The sequence below is a fragment of the Marinobacterium arenosum genome, from assembly GCF_019795155.1.
In the GTDB taxonomy this organism is placed as follows: Bacteria; Pseudomonadota; Gammaproteobacteria; order Pseudomonadales; family Balneatricaceae; genus Marinobacterium_C; species Marinobacterium_C arenosum.
Genome location: NZ_JAILYN010000019.1, coordinates 25,469 through 41,948, shown reverse-complemented (window position 1 = coordinate 41,948; position 16,480 = coordinate 25,469). Strand labels below are relative to the sequence as shown.

The window sequence follows — 16,480 nt, the reverse complement described above, 5'->3', positions numbered from 1 at the left end:
TTGCCGTCAGGTCGGCTGATCGGCGGACGCGCTGGCCGAGCCAGCCGCATCGACACCGGCGGAACGCTCACCGTTAGGGTCAGCGTCAGTCGCCCCTGTCGGCGCCGCCAGCAGCTGATCGGCAGTGAAGCCGCTCAGCCGCTCGAAACGGTGCTGCGCCAAGCGAAAGCGCAGCGGCTGGTCGTCGCGCTCGACCATGTACTGCTCACCGTCCCGATAGAAACGGTACCGGTGCTGCTGCTGATCGCTACCGACCCTTAGCTGAAAAGCCGGCTCGACGGCTTCGTCGGACGGCTCCGCCACCGCCTCCACCCGCAGGCCGTTCAGCGCCTGCAGCAGCTGGTCGAGCTGCTCGGTCACCGGCTGCTGCTCACCGTCGGCCCGCCAGCCGTCATCGTGCTTGCGCAGGCTGAAGCCCTCGCCGGCCAGCCGGGTGACCGGCTCGGCCGGGCTGAGCAGGCCGGCATCGAACCAGCGTTCCGGCTGCAGCGCCAGCTGATGGCTCTCCAGTTCGATGGCGTAAACCTCGTCGTGCCCGGCCAGCCGGACATGGGTCTGCTTGAAGCCGGGAGAAGTGCCCAGGTAGAGCGCTCCCTGCAGCTCGCCGTCGCGCTGGAAACTCAGCTTGCGCTGGAAGTTCTGCTCGGCCACCTCGAAACGCTGCCGGCCGCTCTCGGTGGTGGCCACCGGCCAGTCGGCACGGGCCTGTTCGAGCCGCTCGAACAGAGCGTCGAGCTTCGCCGCGCTGACCGGCAGATCATGATAGTCGGGCAGCTGCCAGCGGCCGTCCCGCTGCTGGAGGGTCAGCCTCACGCCCTGACCATCCTCAAGCGTCAGCTGATCCAGCGTTTCCAGTTCAAACGCCAGCAGCGGTTCCGCCGCCGGCAGGCGACTCTGCTGCCGCTCCTGCCAGAACAGGCCGCCCGCCACCAGCAGCTGGACCAGCAACAGGCCGCTCAACAGATAGATGATGCGTTTCATCGATTCCTCCTCAGGTACTCAGCAACTCCAGGTAGCGACGCCGACGGGACTTCATCCGTTGGCGCTGCAACAGCGCCACACCGCCCAGTGCCAGCACCGCCAGGCCGTAGTTGAGGTACTCCCAGGTCAGCTGACTGTCGGCATCCAGCGGCGGCAGCGTGCGGTTGAAGTGACTGCGACCACGGATCGCCAGCAGGGCGCGATCTTCCAGCGACCAGTCGACCGCATTGGCCATCAGCTGCAGACCGCTGAGGTCGCGGATACCGTCCCCGGCGCCCACCAGTTGCAACACCTGGTCGCTCAAGAAGTCGTTGGAACCAAACAGGATGATGCGGGCCGACTCCGGTGAGCGCTCGATCACCCCGGTCGGCGCCGGCGTGTGGCTGGCGTCATCCGCGTCCTCGTCGGCTGTCGCCTGCCCGGTCAGCTTGGCGGGCAGTGGCTTGCCGGCGAAGTAGGAGTCGAAACGCCCTTCGCTGACCACCGCCAGCAGCTGGCGGCCCACCTCGCCCTGCGGCCGGTAATCGACCCGCCCGTCGGCATCGAGCCGCGGCATCACATCCAGCGAGTCGGAACGCCAGGCGCCGGCCGAGCTGCGGATCAGTTCGGTGACACTGCGGTTGGCGTTCTTGTCAGCGTCCACCTGCAGCGGCGACGCCCAGGCCAGGGTCAGGCGCGGCAGATTGGCGGTGATGGCGTTGTCGCCGTTGAGCTCGGCCGGGCCCGCCTCGACCAAGTACGGGTAGTCCAGCATATGCAGTTCCTGGAACCGGAAACCGCCCGCCTGGCGGGTGACCGGCACCGGCAGCGCGCTGTTCTGCGGGTCCAGTACCAGGCTGTCGTCGATACTCAAGCCATGATGCGCCAGCCACGCCTGCAGGCCGCTTTCGTGGCGGCTCAGGCTCAGCCGCCGGTCGGCCAGTTCGGCCCGGAACGGCGAGCTGGCAACGATCACCGTGCCGCCGCGCATCAGGAACTGGTCGACGGCGAACAGCTCGGCTTCGTCGAGCTGTTCGGGAGCCATCAGCATCAGCAGGTCGGCGTCGCCCTCGACCCGGCCGTCGGACAGCTCCTCGTCGCGCACATTCAGTTCTTGGGCCAGGAAATCCTGCAACTGGTAGAACTGGGCACCGCCGCCATAGCCCATCGGGCCGGCGGCCGGCTGCGGGGTTACCAGCGCCACGGTCTTGGTGAAACCGGCGGCAAAGCGTTTGATCGCCGCCTCCAGGTTACGCTTGAAGCTCTCTTCGCTAAGATCGGCCAGCGGGATCTGCACCACCTGGTCGTCCCGGCTGAGGGTCAGATAGAAATAGAAGCTGCGTTCACTGAGCAGCCCCTCGACCATCGGCTGGAAGCCGTACTCCTCGGCGATCCGACGCGCCACCTGGCCGCCGTCCGCTTGCGGATCGACGAAACTGACCTCAAGCCGCTCGCCGGCCTGTTCACGCAACGCCTCGAGCTGGTCCTGCACCAGCGCCCGGAAGCCGGCCAGCGCCTCCGGCAGCTGCTCGTCCGGCGAGACGTAGCCGGTGAAGGTCAGACGGCCCTGCAGACTGTCGAACAGGTTGCCGCCGCTCTGGTAGCTCTGCAGCACCTTCTTGATGGCGCGGGTGATATCGTACTCCGGGTTGCGCAGGCGTACGTCGAGCTGCGCCTCGCCCTGCGACTTCACCTCGATCAGGTCGCGGAAGCCAAGCGTCTGGTAGTCGTCGCCGTACTGGATCAACAGGTTGAAGTAGGAGTTGACCAGCGACGCCTGGTGACGGTCGGCGATCTGGAACGGCACCGGTTGGATACCGTACTTCTGGTTGGCCTCCTGCTCCAGCGCCGGCTGTTCGGCCGGGTCGATCAGCTCGACCCGTACCCGGCCTTCGCCGGCCACGCCGTACTCCTTGACCAGGTCATGCAGCTGCGGCACCAGCGGCGCCAACAGCGGATGGGTGTTACTGCTGAAGTAACCGCGAATCAGCAGCGGTTCGCGCAGTTGCTGCAGCTGTTGCCGGCTGGCGTCGGACAGCGAATAGAGCCGTCCCTCGGTGGCGTCGATGCGCAGCCCATTGAGACTGCCCAGCCAGAGGTTGGCGCAGAGCGCGTTCAGCACCACCAGCGTGGTCAGCCCGTACCAGGCGCGGTGACGGCGGCGGTCGCCGGTAGCGGCCCAGCGCTCGCGCTCCAGGCTGAACAGGTTCAGCATCAGGAAAGCAGCGATCAGGCTGAAGTAGTAGTAGAGGTCACGCAGGTCGATGACACCGCGGCTGATCGACTCGAAACGGGCGCCGGTCCCCAACAGGCGCAGCAGTTCCGCCCAGCGGATGCTGACCAGCTCGGTCAGCAGCGGGCTGCCGATCAGGTAGAGCAAACCGCACAACAGCATCGAGCCGATCAGGCTGACAATCTGGTTGCTGCTGCGCGCCGACACGAACAGCCCTGTACTGAGGTAGGCCGCGCCCAGCAGCAGGGTGGCCAGGTAGCCGGCCCAGACCGGCCCCCAGTCGAGGTCGGCCAGCAGCGCCACGGTAATCGGCAACGGCAGGGTGATCAGCAGCGCCACCGCCAGCAGCGCCAGACAGGCAGCAAATTTTCCGACCACGAAACTCCACAGCGGCACCGGCTGGGTCAAGACATGCTCCAGGGTGCCGGTGCGGCGCTCCTCGCTCCACATCCGCATGGTCAGGGTGCTGCACAGGAAGATCAGCAGCAGCGGCAGCCACTCAAACAGCGGCCGCACGTCGGCGATATTACGGGCGAAGAAGGCCTCACCCCAGAAGAAGGCAAACAGGGTTACCGCGGCGAACACGCCGAGGAACAGATAGGCCACCGGCGAGGCGAAGAACAGCGTGATCTCCTTCGCCGCTACCCGGCGGGCTGAACAATCAAGCAGCATCGGCCACCTCCGGTTGCTCATTCACTTCACGGAACAGGGTTTCCAGGTCACGCTGCAGCGGCGCCAGCTGAATCAGCCGGCCATCGGCGGCCAGCACCGCCCGGGCCAGCTCGGTGCTCAGGCTGGCCAGCGGCTGCCCCTCTGCCGGCCGAATCCGGTAACGGTAGTGGCCATCCTGCTGGCTGCTGTGCTGCAGGCAGGCGCCGCCGGGCAGCAACGGCTCCAGCACGCCCGGCGCCAGGTCGGTGGCCAGCAACAACTGATCGATACTGCGCAGCTCCGCCAGCTTGGCGTCCACCACCAGCCGGCCACTGCGCATCATCAGCACCCGGTCGCACAGGGCATCGACCTCCTGCATGATATGGGTCGACAGGATCACGGTGGCGTCCTGCGCCAGCTCGCGGATCAAGCTGCGCATCTGCTGGGTCTGGGCCGGGTCCAACCCGTTGGTGGGTTCATCGAGGATCAGCAGCCGGGGCCGGCCAAGGATCGCCTGGGCCACGCCGACCCGTTGCTTGAAGCCGCGCGACAGGGTGGCGATCGGCGCCAACAGCTTGCTGCCGATATCGGTGGCCTTGACCGCCCGGCGGATCTCGTCGCGGCACGGGCTGCCACGCAACCCCTTCAGGCGGGCGGCATAGTCCAGGTAGTCGGCAACCAGCATCTCCGGATAGACCGGCAGGTTCTCCGGCAGATAGCCAAGCCGGCGCTGCACCGCGCGCGGTTGCTGGCCCAGCTCAATACCGTCGATCCAAACCCGGCCGCTACTGGGCTCCAGGTAGCCGCTCAGCATCTTCATAATGGTGGTCTTGCCGGCGCCGTTATGGCCCAGCAGACCGACGATCTCGCCACCGCCGATCTCGAATGACAGCTTGTCGACGGCGACAAAATCCCCATAACGCCGCGACAGTTCTATTACCTCTATCATGAGTCTCTCCTAAGCTCCCGCCATGGCCGGCTGACGGCCACGGTCGACACGTTCGGCTCGCGTTCGTCAGGCTCGGAAAGTTATCCACAGGCAGTCACCGGCGACCGGCAAAGGACGCGGACGAACGCGAATGTCAGTAGATCGGGGATTATCGCGGCGGGCTGCTTCGGGCACCGGTCGCTGTTAGCGTTTGGCGAGGGATGACACACGTAGTGCTCATTGTTCATAACCTCCTTCAGTTGTCGGGAACAGCCCCAATGAACAAAAAACTCAACGATATGCTTGCCGCGCTCGGCGGCGAAATCAGCCGCCAATGAGCGGCGTTGGTATGACCTGAGGTTGTTAACAAAGTTCCGGCACCGACCGCAGACGGGCCGGCGCCGGCAGGGCTCAGGCGGCGCTGTCCTTGCTGGACGGCTGGGCCTGGTGTTCAATCGCCGCGGTATCGCTGTCGATACGGATCTCGCGCGGTTTCATCGCTTCGGGCAGTTCACGGAACAGCTCGACGGTCAGCAGGCCGTTGTCGAGTTTGGCGCCGCTGACCTCGACATGATCCGCCAGATGGAACTTGCGCTCGAAAGTCCGGGTAGCGATCCCCTGGTACAGGTAGTTGTGGTTTTCTTCCGCGTCGGCGGACTTGGCGCCGCGGACGGTCAACACCCCCTGCTCCAGCTGGATCTGCAGTTCGTCACGCTGGAAGCCGGCCACCGCCAGGGTGATGGCGTAGCGGTCCTCGGCGATCAGTTCGATATTGTAGGGCGGATAACCGCTGCCGGCCTGGCCCTGCTGCTGTGACTGGTTGAGCAGGTTTGCCAGCCGATCGAAGCCTACGAAACTGCGGTATAACGGGGAGAGGTCGATAGTGTTCATCACATATCCTCCATCAGAAGCAATATGAATCAAAACAATGGATAGCCTGTGGGAATCTGACTTCAGCATTCCCGGCCACACTATCTGAGATAGGGTTCTTTGGGGCCGTTTCAAGGGCCGGCCGGGACATTTTCAATTGGCAGACAAGGCGGGAACGGCTGCAGTCACTCTGTGTGCCTGTCAACTCGGTACTGTTAACTCAAAACTGTTAACTCAGAAAAAACCCCGACTGCATCGCAGCCGGGGCTTCCTCTTGTGGGGAAACAGGCAAAAGTCTTACAGGCCGGGCCTTACCTGCCGCTCGCCACGGGCGGCATTGAACGGCAGGATCTGGCCCATCCGCTGTAGACCGCTATCCTCCTTCAAGCGGTGTTCCAGCATCTGCAGGAAACCGTTGAACAATTTGCGCATCGGCGGCTGTTTGTAGGGAAACAGGTCAACCGGGTCCATCGCATGAGCGCTCATCGCCGTGCCGGCTTCGAAAATAAGCAGCTGACCGCCGCGGGTCTCGGCGCAGTCCATGCCGAAATATTCCACCCCCAGTTGCTGTTGGATAGCGGCCAGCGCCCGCGCATGACGGCGGGCGAAACCCTGGTCGAAGGTGCGCATGACCGCCGCCTCTTCAGCGCGTTTGTCGGCGCTTTCGGTCATGCCGGCATTAAGGTAGTGCACCATCCAATGATCGGAGATCGCCATATGTCCCAGGTAGGGCCGGCCGTTGATCATCATCACCCGGTACTTGCGGAACTGGCCGTCGCGGCTGCGGTAGTCGACGAAACGGGCGACGAAGAACTCCGCCTCCGGCTGGTTCTGTAGATAGGCGGCAAGATCGGCGGCCGATTCCAGTTTGCACAGCCCCTTGCCGGCATGGGAGTCCACCGGCCGGATGATCGCCGGCAGATCGCCGTCGCTCAGGTAGTTCGCTAACGCCTCCTCACCGGCAGCGATCCGCGCCAGGGTGGCACGATCGAGCCGTACCGTCAGCGGCATGCTGACGCCGGGCAGCGCCTGCAGGGTACGGCTGATCCGGTCACGGCCCATCTTCGCCACCGCCTGCGGCCGGTTCAGCAGCGGTCGCGGCCAGTCGGCCAGCACAGCTTCCAGCCAGTGCAAGGTCGGCAGGTTGCGATCCAGCTCGGACAGCGCGACGATAGCCAGATCGTGTTCCGGCAGCTCCGCCGGCAGCGGCTGGCCCGGTGTCAGGTAGAGTAGATCGAGCCGGAAGCCGGCCCCCTGGGCGAGAAATTCCAACGGCACATTGGTCATCAGATCGCCTGCCGCCATGATCGCCAGCAGGCGGATCGGACTGGCCTGACGGTCCGGCAGCAACGGATAGTGCCGCTGCAGTTCAAGCGCATGGGGCTGCAACGCCAGCGCGGTGGCCGGATCGCCGCGCAACTGCAACAGAGTGCAGAGATCCATCATCGCCGCGGCATCGTCCAGGCCGGCCCGCGCCAGCAGTTGTTGGCCGAGCCCGCTGAGATCCTCACCGCGAAACGCCATCGCCATCAAGCGGGCCAGGCCGATCAGGCTGGAATGATCTTCATGCTGGACACTGTTGAGGGCCAGTGCGGTCGGACTCATAATTTTCTCCGGGTGGTGCTGCACCCATATATGGCAACAGATGGGCATCAGAAAAGGGCAACTTCGTCCCTACCAAGCAAAATACGCGCCAGAAGCATGAGAAGTAGCGCAACCAAGCGTCAGCCGGCGACTGGCGTCACCTGCACCCGGCCGTCGACGCCGCCGCCAGGGCGCTGTGGCGGTAGCAGCCTGCCGGTTCGGGCGTTTGCGGCTCGGTAAGCGGCCGGCAAACCGGCAAGTGGCTGCCGATCGCCTGGCACAAAAAAGGGTGGCCTCCCGGCCACCCTTGGATCAGCTATCCATGGCGTTATAGCGCCGTCATCAGGCCTCTTTCTGCTCGACCTGCTCACTCACCATGCACTCGGTGGTGATCATCAGGCCCGCCACGGAGGCGGCGTATTGCAGGGCACTGCGAGTCACCTTGGTCGGGTCGATAATCCCCGCGTCGAGCATGTCGACATAGCTGTCGTCAGCGGCGTTGTAGCCGTAGTTGCCCTCATGCTGCTTGACGGCATTGACCACCACCGACGCTTCGGCGCCGGCGTTGCTGACGATCTGCCGCAGCGGCGCTTCCATCGCCCGGATGGCGATCTGGATACCGTGGTTCTGGTCGTCGTTGGCGCCCTTTAGCTCGGCCAGCTTGGCCGCCGCCCGAACCAACGCCACACCGCCACCGGGCACCACACCCTCCTCGACCGCCGCGCGGGTGGCGTGCAGGGCGTCGTCGACGCGATCCTTTTTCTCCTTCATCTCGACCTCGGTAGCCGCACCGACCTTGATCACCGCAACACCGCCGGTCAGCTTGGCCAACCGCTCCTGCAGTTTTTCCTTGTCGTAATCGGAGCTGGTACGCTCCAGCTCCTGACGAATCTGACTGCAGCGGGCCTTGATCGCCTCGCCATCGCCGGCGCCGTCGATGATGGTGGTGTTGTCCTTGTTGATCTGCACCCGGGTGGCTCGGCCAAGTTGCTCCAGGCCGGCCCCTTCCAGGCTCAGGCCGACATCCTCTGCGATGACTGTAGCACCGGTCAGCACCGCGATATCCTGCAGCATCGCCTTACGGCGGTCGCCGAAGCCCGGCGCTTTCACCGCAGCCACCTTGACCACACCGCGCAGGTTGTTGACCACCAGCGTCGCCAGGGCTTCGCCCTCGACATCTTCGGCGATCAGCAACAGCGGTTTGCCGGACTTGGCCACCGCCTCCAGCACCGACAACAGTTCACGAATGTTGGAGACTTTCTTATCCACCAGTAGCAGATAGGGGTCTTCCAGTTCGACCGCCCCCTTGTCGGGATCGGTGATGAAATAGGGTGAAAGGTAGCCACGGTCGAACTGCATCCCTTCGACCAGCTCCAGCTCATTGTGCATCGAGCGGCCCTCTTCGACGGTGATCACCCCGTCACGGCCGACCTTCTCCATCGCCTCGGCGATGATCTTGCCGATCTCGGCATCGGCATTGGCCGAGATGGTGCCGACCTGGGCGATCGACTCGGAGCTGCTGCAGTCACTGGACAGCTGCTTGAGCTGCTCCACCGCCGCGCGGAGCGCCTGATCGATACCGCGCTTCAGGTCCATCGGGTTGAGACCGGCGGCTACCGCCTTGAGCCCCTCGTTAACGATCGCCTGGGCGATCACCGTCGCGGTGGTGGTACCGTCACCGGCGGCATCGCCGACTTTGGAAGCCACCTGTTTGACCATCTGGGCGCCCATGTTCTCAAACTTGTCCTTCAGCTCGATCTCCTTGGCGACCGAGACGCCGTCCTTGGTGATGGTCGGCGCACCGAAGGATTTGTTCAGAACCACATTGCGCCCCTTCGGCCCCAATGTCACCTTGACCGCATCGGCCAGGATGTTGACACCGGCCAGCATCTTTTCGCGGGCATCCAGGCTGAAACGAACATCTTTCGCACTCATTGTCTTACTCCGATCAAGAACACAGATTACTCTTCAATAACCGCCAGAATGTCGCTCTCGGACAGCACCAGGAACTCCTGTTCCCCCTGCTGTTCACTGTGGCTGCCGTAGCCCTCCTTGAACAGCACCCGATCGCCGACCTTCAGGTCGATCGGCCGCAGTTTGCCGTTATCCAGTACCTTGCCCGGCCCCACGGCCAGTACCTTGCCCTGGTTGGATTTGTTGGCCGAGCTGCCGGTCAGCAAGATGCCCCCTTCATTTTTCGGCTCGGTATTCAGGCGTTCTATCAATACGCGCTCATGCAAAGGACGAAGTTTCATCGGTCACTCCATACAGTTACACAGTCACAGTTTTAAGAAGATTAACGAGTTCAAGCTTTCCTGCTTGCGCTATGGATTTAGGTACGCTGTGAAGCCATTTCAAGAGGGGCGGCGGCAGAAAATTGCTATTTCATCAGAGCAGGGCCACGGGAGGGAAAAGGGTCCAGGCAGCAGTCGCGGCTGACCGGAAAACGCCCGCGGGTTTACTGATCTGTTCTGCTGCTTTGCAATGGGGAGAGATGGGAACGGGGGAGCGATGAGGCGCGGGTTACCGGCGAGCGTACCGGCCGGAGCATTGTCCGGCCGGTCTCGGAGATCAGGCCAGGTGGGCCTTTTCCCGGCGGTACGCCTCGCTGGCGCCAACGCGGCAACCGTAGACACCGTACTCGCCCTTCCAGCGCATCCAGGTGATGAACTGACCGGCGGCGTGCCAGATATCGGCCAGCTTGCTGTCGCGTTCCTCGGCGGGCTGATCGAAGGCGCCCATCGCCTGGAGTTCAGCGGCGATACGGCGATCGTCGTTGGCGATGCCGGTGTAGATCTGCTGAGTCATGACATATCCCTCTGAACAAGGTAAAAAATTCGACGATAGTTTAATGCCGACTTGTGCAGCGCACAATTGATGGCGCGCAATTTTTATACACAACACCAACAGCCGGCCCTCCCGATCTGGCCGGCTATGCTTTAAGGATCTGTAGCGGACATGGAGAACATCATGGCGGCGGAAGAACTGCATCTGAACCTCAGAAACCTGACCGAACAAGACTACCCGGCGATCAAGCGGCTGATGGACCGGGTCTACGACGATATCGGCGGCGCCTGGCCGGAAGCGACCATCGCCAAGCTGGCGGCGGAGTTCAGCGACGGTCAGATCTGTATCGAGGACGGCGACGAAATCGTCGGCATGGCGCTGACCGTACTGGTGGATTACCAGCGGTTCAGCAACCCGCACACTTACGACGACCTGATCGGCAAGCGGATGCAGGTGCTCAACAATCCGAAGGGCGACGCGCTGTACGGTCTGGACGTGCTGATCCACCCCGATTATCGCGGCTACCGGCTGGGCCGGCGGTTGTACGAGGCGCGCAAGGAGTTGTGCCGCCAGCTCAACCTGCGCGGTATCCTGGCCGGCGGTCGGATCCTGAACTACCACCAGCATGCCGACGAGATGGGGCCGCAGGAGTATATCCAGCGGGTCGGCCGGCGCGAAATCCACGACCCGATCCTGTCGTTCCAGCTGGCCAACGATTTCCAGGTCAAGCGGGTACTGCGCCAGTACATGCCGGAGGATGAAAAGTCCCAGGGCTACGCAACCCTGCTGGAGTGGAACAATATCTTCTACCAGCCCGACACCTCGCCGCTGCAGCAACCGAAAAGCCAGGTACGGGTGGGGGTGGTGCAGTGGCAGATGCGACCGTTCCACAGTGTCGAGGAGGTACTGCAGCAGGTGGAGTACTTCGTCGACGCGGTATCGGACTACAAGAGCGATTTCGTACTGTTCCCCGAATTCTTCAATGCCCCGCTGATGGGGCTGACCGATTCCAAGCAGCAGATGCAGGCGATCCGTTTCCTGGCGCAGTACACCGACCGGTTCCGCGACGAGATGCTGCGCATGGCGGTGGAGTACAACATCAACATTATCACCGGTTCGATGCCGCTGCTGGAGGGCGAGCGGCTCTACAACGTCACCTACCTGTGCCGTCGCGACGGCACCCTGGACCAGCAACTGAAGATCCATATCACGCCGCACGAAAAGCGCGACTGGGTGATCGAAGGGGGTGACCATATCCAGGTGTTCGACACCGACGCCGGCCGCATCGGTATCCTGATCTGCTACGACGTCGAGTTTCCGGAGCTGGCCCGACTGATGGCCGCCGACGGGATGGAGATCCTGTTCGTACCGTTCTGGACCGACACCAAGAACGGCTTCCTGCGGGTACGCCACTGCGGCCAGGCGCGGGCGATCGAGAACGAATGCTACGTGGTGATCTGCGGCTCGGTCGGCAACCTGCCGTCGGTGGAGAGCCTGGACGTACAGTACGCCCAGTCGGCGGTGTTCTCGCCGTCGGATTTCTCCTTCCCGCATGACGCGGTGCTGTCGGAAGCGACCCCGAACACCGAGATGATCCTGTTCTCCGACCTCGACCTGGACCGCCTCAAAGTGATCCGCAACGAAGGCTCGGTGACCAACCTCAAGGATCGCCGCCACGACCTCTACCACCTGCGCTGGCAACGACCGCGTAAATAACCCCCCTCCCCTGACGCCAGCCCGCGCCGCGGGCTGGCAGACAAGTTGACCGAGCGGCTGCCGGGTGATCGGGCGAGCTGAAGATTGCCGCTCGCGCCGGGCTCAGTTTCAGGTGCACCGGGCGAGCGGGCTTCCGGATAGTGCCTTGGCGGCGGTATCACCGCGGTTCGGTTGTTCTGTATCTGCCAGCGATTGAAGACAGTGTGGCAATGCCAATAGATATTCAGATACTAAAAAACCGGCCCGGCGGTTTGCCGGGCCGGTCGTTGGCGGCGGTTATTTAGCGCGCACCACCGCCGTCGGCGCGTTACGGGCGTTGCGCTTGCCCAGCGCGTCGTAATAGGACGGATAGGCGGGGCGGTCGTAGTAGCGGCCGTCGCCGGCCTGGGCCCGCAGTTCGCCCTGCTGCCAGGCCACCTTGCCGTTGGCCACCGTGCAGCTCGGGATCCCCTTCACCGTCATCCCCTCGAAGATATTGAAGTCGATGCGCGAACGCTGGGTCTCGACCGACAGGGTCTTGCTGCCCTGCGGGTCCCAGACCACCAGATCGGCATCGGCGCCGACCTGGATCGCGCCCTTGCGCGGGAACAGGTTGAAGATCTTGGCGGTATTGGTGGAGGTGATGGCGACGAACTCGTTGGGGGTCAGCTTGCCGCTGTTGACGCCCTTCTCCCACAGCACGCTCATCCGCTCCTCGATCCCGGCGGTGCCGTTCGGGATCTTGCTGAAGTCATCCCGGCCGGCCGCTTTCTGCTCGGCGCAGAAGGCACAGTGGTCGGTGGCGGTGGTCTGCAGGGTGCCGCCCTGCAGACCCTTCCACAGCGCCTCCTGATGGCCCTTCGGACGGAACGGCGGGCTCATCACGTGGGCCGCGGCGCGGCCCCAGTCCGGGTCGCGGTAGACGCTGTCGTCCAATACCAGGTGACCGGCTAGGCACTCGCCGTAGACGTGCTGGCCGTTGTCGCGGGCATAGCGGATCGCATCCACCGATTCCTTGGCCGACACATGCACCAGGTAGATCGGAGCGCCCAGCGTATTGGCGATGCTGATCGCCCGGTTGGACGCCTCCGCCTCCACCACCGGCGGCCGCGACATCGGGTGAGCTTCCGGCCCGGTGATCCCCTGCGCCAACAGCTGCTGCTGCAGGTGGAACACCAGCTCGCCGTTTTCGGCATGCACGGTGGGAATGGCACCGAGCTCCATACAACGGGAGAAACTCTCCACCAGGATATCGTCGGTCGCCATGATGGCGTTCTTGTAGGCCATGAAATGCTTGAAGCTGTTGACGCCGTGGCTGCGCACCAGCTCGCCCATCTCCTCGCGTACACTGTCATCCCACCAGGTGATGGCAACGTGGAAGCTGTAGTCGGCCACCGACTTCTCCGCCCAGCCACGCCACTGGTGGTAGGCCTCCAGCAGCGACTGCTGCGGCGCCGGGATGACGAAGTCGATGATCGAGGTGGTGCCGCCGGCCAGCCCGGCAGCGGTGCCGCTCTCGAAGTCGTCCTTGGCCACGGTGCCCATGAACGGCAGCTGCATATGGGTATGCGGGTCGATGCCGCCCGGCATCACCAGTTGGCCGCCGGCATCCACCACTTCGGTGTTGGCCGGTACGTCCAGGTTTTCGCCGATGGCGGCGATCCGGCCATCGACACAGTAGATATCCGCACGGTAGCTCTGGTCGTGGGTGACCACCGTGCCGCCTTTGATCAACAATGACATAACGCTCTCCTTAAAACTGATGTCCGTTCCGGTTACCCCTGAGTACACCTCAGGAAGTCACCGGCTTACCCTCGTCCAGTGCCACCGCACGGGCCTTGCTTCCGGCAACGACGTAGTAGATCACCGCGCCGGAGGCGGCACCGGTAAACCAGCCGTAGTTGTAGAACCAGTTCAGTACGTCGAAGCTCAGCGAGATCAACGTCAGCCCGACCGGCAGCAGGAAGGCGACAAAGCCGGCGACGTTGAAGGCCGGGTAGCGGCCGTTGCCGGAATAGAGCGCCACCAGGTCGAGCTTCTGGCGCTTGATCAGGAAGTAGTCGACGATCATGATGCCGGCGATCGGCCCCAGCAGGCTTGAGTAGCCCAGCAGCCAGTTGGAATAGAGGCTCTCGACACTGACGTCTGACTGGATCCAGCCCAGCTTCTTCAGCAGTTCCCAGCCCATCAGCAGGATACCGACCAGCCCGGTCAGCAGTACGCCACGGGTGTTGTTGATATATTTGGGCGCGATGTTCTGGAAATCGTTGGTCGGCGACACCACGTTGGCGGCGGTGTTGGTAGACAGCGTGGCGATGATGATCAGCACCATCGAGATCACTACCCAGAACGGGCTGTCGATCTTGCCGATCAGGCTGATCGGGTCGGATACGGTCTCCCCCACTAGAGTGGCCGAGGCGGCGGTCAATACCACCCCGAGAGCGGCGAAGAAGAACATCGTCAACGGCAGGCCGATAATCTGGCCCAGCACCTGATCCCGCTGGGAGCGGGCAAAGCGGCTGAAGTCGGGAATGTTCAGCGACAGCGTGGCCCAAAAGCCAACCATCGCGGTCAGGCCGGCAAAGAAATAGCCGAACACGCTGGCCCCTTCCGGACGATTGGCCGGGGTGGCGAGCACTTCGCTGACCGACACCTTGCCACCGGCCCAGATCATCAGACCGACACCGACCGCCAGCAGCAGCGGCGCGGCGACGGTTTCCAGCCATTTGATCGATTCCGAGCCGCGGATCACGATGTAGATGTTCAGCGCCCAGAAGATGAAGAAACCGATCACCTCGCCGACCGGACCAAGGCTGGCCCAACTATCGGACAACGCCGAAAGCAGCAGGTGGATCGCCAGCCCGCCGAACATGGTCTGGATGCCGAACCAGCCGCAGGCCACCAGCCCGCGGATCAGGCAGGGGATGTTGGAGCCGACGATGCCGAACGAAGAGCGCAGCAATACCGGAAAGGGCACCCCGTATTTGGTGCCGGGGAAAGCGTTCAGGGTCAGCGGCAACAGCACCACGATGTTGGCCAGCAGGATGGTCACCAGCGCTTCCACCACCGACAGGCCGAAGTACGCGGTCAGTACGCCGCCAAGGGTGTAGGTGGGCACGCAGATCGCCATGCCGACCCAGAGCGCGGCAATATTGGTCTTGTTCCAGGTTCGATCGGCCACCCGGGTGGGCGCCAGGTCTTCGTTGTAATAAGCGCTGTCGGCCAGGTCGTCCTGGGCGTCCAGCTCGTAGAATTCACCGACTTTCACTGCCTTACTGGTCATTGGTAGCCTCGCAACAGTTATTCTTGTTTTTGCAATGGAGGTAGCGCCCGGCATTTTTCGTGCCAGGCGCAAGCAGTTGGTACTCAGTTATTGGCGATCGTTTGCGATCCGGGCACTGGCGCCCAGCATCGCGTGCAGCAGCACGTTGGCGCCCGCTTCGCACTGTTCCGGCCTGGTGTTCTCCACCTCGTTATGGCTGATGCCGTTCTCACAGGGGGTGAAGACCATGCCGGTCGGCACCAGGTCCGCCATGTAGCAGGCGTCGTGGCCGGCGCCGGCGTAGATATCCATATGGGAGTAACCCAGCGCTTCGGCGGCAGCCTTCACATCGTCCGAGGCGTTGAACTCGACCGGTGCGAAATACCAGAAGTGGTCGACCTCGATCTCCAGGCCGCGCTGGCCGGCGAGCTGATCGCAGAAGGCGACCAGCTGGTCATGCATGGTCTGCAGTACCTGCGGATCGGGGTTGCGCAGATCGGCACTGAAGGTGATCTCGCCAGGAATGGTGTTACGGGAGTTGGGATAAACCTGCATGAAGCCAACGGTGCCGAGACCGTTCGGGTGGCGATGGGCGATATTCTCAATCTCGCTGACCACCGCGGCGCTGGCCACCATACTGTCTTTTCGCAGGTGCATCGGCGTGGTGCCGGAGTGGGACTCGCGGCCGCGTACCTTGATGTTGTACCAGCGGATCCCCTGGCCGAGCCGGACTACACCGATGGTCTTGTCCTCATCCTCGAGGATCGGCCCCTGCTCGATATGGGCCTCGAAGAAGGCGCCGACATTGCGGCTGCCGGGCTCCTCGTCGCCGAGATAACCGATCCGTTCCAGCTCGTCCTTCAGCCGGATGCCGTTGACGTCGGTCTTGTTCCATTCGGTCTCCAGGTCGAAGCGGCCGACATAGACCCCGGAGCCCTGCATCGCCGGCTGGAAGCGGGAGCCCTCCTCGTTGGTCCAGACCGAGAACTCCAGCGGGGCTTCGGTCTCGATGTTGTTCTCATGCAGCGTGCGCAGCACTTCGACCCCGGCCAGTACGCCGAACACGCCGTCGAACTTGCCGCCGGTCGGCTGGGTATCCAGGTGGCTGCCGGTGCCGACCGCCGGCAGATCGTCGTTGCGGCCCGGTCGGCGGGCGAAAATATTGCCGATCTTGTCGACGCTGATGGTGCAGCCGGCCTGCTGGCACCAGCTGACGAACAGGTCACGCGCTTGGCGATCCAGGTCGGTCAGCGCCAATCGGTTGCAGCCGCCCTTCTCCGTCGCGCCGATCTGAGCCATCTCCATCAGGCTCTGCCACAAGCGTTCGCCGTTCACTCTGAGATTATCCATGACGTTTCCTCACACTTCGTCAATTGATGAATCGATGTTTCAGGCAATGAATCACAGGATCAGAGTTCTATTAAACAGTCTTAACGGCAACGCCCACCGGCTCTGGCAAGCCGCAATAGTAGGCATCAGGCGTCAAACCCTGTTTTTATTATTAAATGCG

The 16,480-nt window shown here is 63.3% G+C and carries 12 protein-coding genes; 1 reads left to right on the top strand and 11 read right to left on the bottom strand.

From position 1 onward, the window contains the following. Positions 1 to 6 precede the first annotated feature (6 nt). The 8 genes from K6T12_RS10515 to K6T12_RS10480 form a co-directional block, all read right to left on the bottom strand. Positions 7 to 981, bottom strand: coding sequence for a DUF4340 domain-containing protein (locus K6T12_RS10515; protein WP_222222212.1), 975 nt, complete (start codon positions 979 to 981; stop codon positions 7 to 9). 10 nt (positions 982 to 991) lie between these two features. Next, positions 992 to 3,865, bottom strand: a complete 2,874-nt coding sequence (locus K6T12_RS10510) for a Gldg family protein (RefSeq protein ID WP_222222210.1) — start codon at positions 3,863 to 3,865, stop codon at positions 992 to 994. Further along, positions 3,855 to 4,793: an ABC transporter ATP-binding protein gene (locus K6T12_RS10505; protein WP_222222208.1), complete on the bottom strand. Its 939-nt coding sequence runs from the start codon at positions 4,791 to 4,793 to the stop codon at positions 3,855 to 3,857. The genes K6T12_RS10510 and K6T12_RS10505 overlap by 11 nt, the downstream gene beginning before the upstream one ends. Positions 4,794 to 5,183: 390 nt before the next feature. Beyond that, positions 5,184 to 5,663, bottom strand: coding sequence for an Hsp20 family protein (locus K6T12_RS10500; RefSeq protein WP_222222207.1), 480 nt, complete (start codon positions 5,661 to 5,663; stop codon positions 5,184 to 5,186). Between the two features lie 276 nt (positions 5,664 to 5,939). Continuing rightward, positions 5,940 to 7,247 (bottom strand): ATP-grasp domain-containing protein, encoded by a 1,308-nt coding sequence (locus K6T12_RS10495; RefSeq protein ID WP_222222205.1) that lies wholly within the window; start codon positions 7,245 to 7,247, stop codon positions 5,940 to 5,942. A gap of 321 nt (positions 7,248 to 7,568) precedes the next feature. After that, positions 7,569 to 9,161: a chaperonin GroEL gene (gene groL / locus K6T12_RS10490; protein WP_222222203.1), complete on the bottom strand. Its 1,593-nt coding sequence runs from the start codon at positions 9,159 to 9,161 to the stop codon at positions 7,569 to 7,571. 26 nt (positions 9,162 to 9,187) lie between these two features. Next, positions 9,188 to 9,481 carry a co-chaperone GroES gene (locus tag K6T12_RS10485; RefSeq protein WP_222222201.1) on the bottom strand — a complete coding sequence of 98 codons (294 nt, stop codon included), beginning with the start codon at positions 9,479 to 9,481 and terminating at the stop codon, positions 9,188 to 9,190. A 316-nt stretch (positions 9,482 to 9,797) separates the two neighbouring features. Next, positions 9,798 to 10,034 carry a hypothetical protein gene (locus K6T12_RS10480; RefSeq protein ID WP_222222199.1) on the bottom strand — a complete coding sequence of 79 codons (237 nt, stop codon included), beginning with the start codon at positions 10,032 to 10,034 and terminating at the stop codon, positions 9,798 to 9,800. Between the two features lie 162 nt (positions 10,035 to 10,196). On the opposite strand from K6T12_RS10480, the gene K6T12_RS10475 reads away from it, so the two are divergent. Beyond that, on the top strand, positions 10,197 to 11,729 hold the full coding sequence (locus K6T12_RS10475) for a carbon-nitrogen hydrolase family protein (protein ID WP_222222197.1): 1,533 nt from the start codon (positions 10,197 to 10,199) through the stop codon (positions 11,727 to 11,729). A gap of 276 nt (positions 11,730 to 12,005) precedes the next feature. Here K6T12_RS10475 and hydA read toward each other — a convergent pair whose 3' ends face one another. The 3 genes from hydA to K6T12_RS10460 form a co-directional block, all read right to left on the bottom strand. Beyond that, positions 12,006 to 13,451 carry a dihydropyrimidinase gene (gene hydA, locus K6T12_RS10470; protein ID WP_222222195.1) on the bottom strand — a complete coding sequence of 482 codons (1,446 nt, stop codon included), beginning with the start codon at positions 13,449 to 13,451 and terminating at the stop codon, positions 12,006 to 12,008. A 49-nt stretch (positions 13,452 to 13,500) separates the two neighbouring features. Further along, positions 13,501 to 14,991: an NCS1 family nucleobase:cation symporter-1 gene (locus tag K6T12_RS10465; protein WP_222222193.1), complete on the bottom strand. Its 1,491-nt coding sequence runs from the start codon at positions 14,989 to 14,991 to the stop codon at positions 13,501 to 13,503. An 87-nt stretch (positions 14,992 to 15,078) separates the two neighbouring features. Continuing rightward, complete coding sequence (locus K6T12_RS10460) at positions 15,079 to 16,320, bottom strand: Zn-dependent hydrolase (protein WP_222222191.1); 1,242 nt, start codon at positions 16,318 to 16,320, stop codon at positions 15,079 to 15,081. Between the last annotated feature and the right edge of the window lie 160 nt (positions 16,321 to 16,480).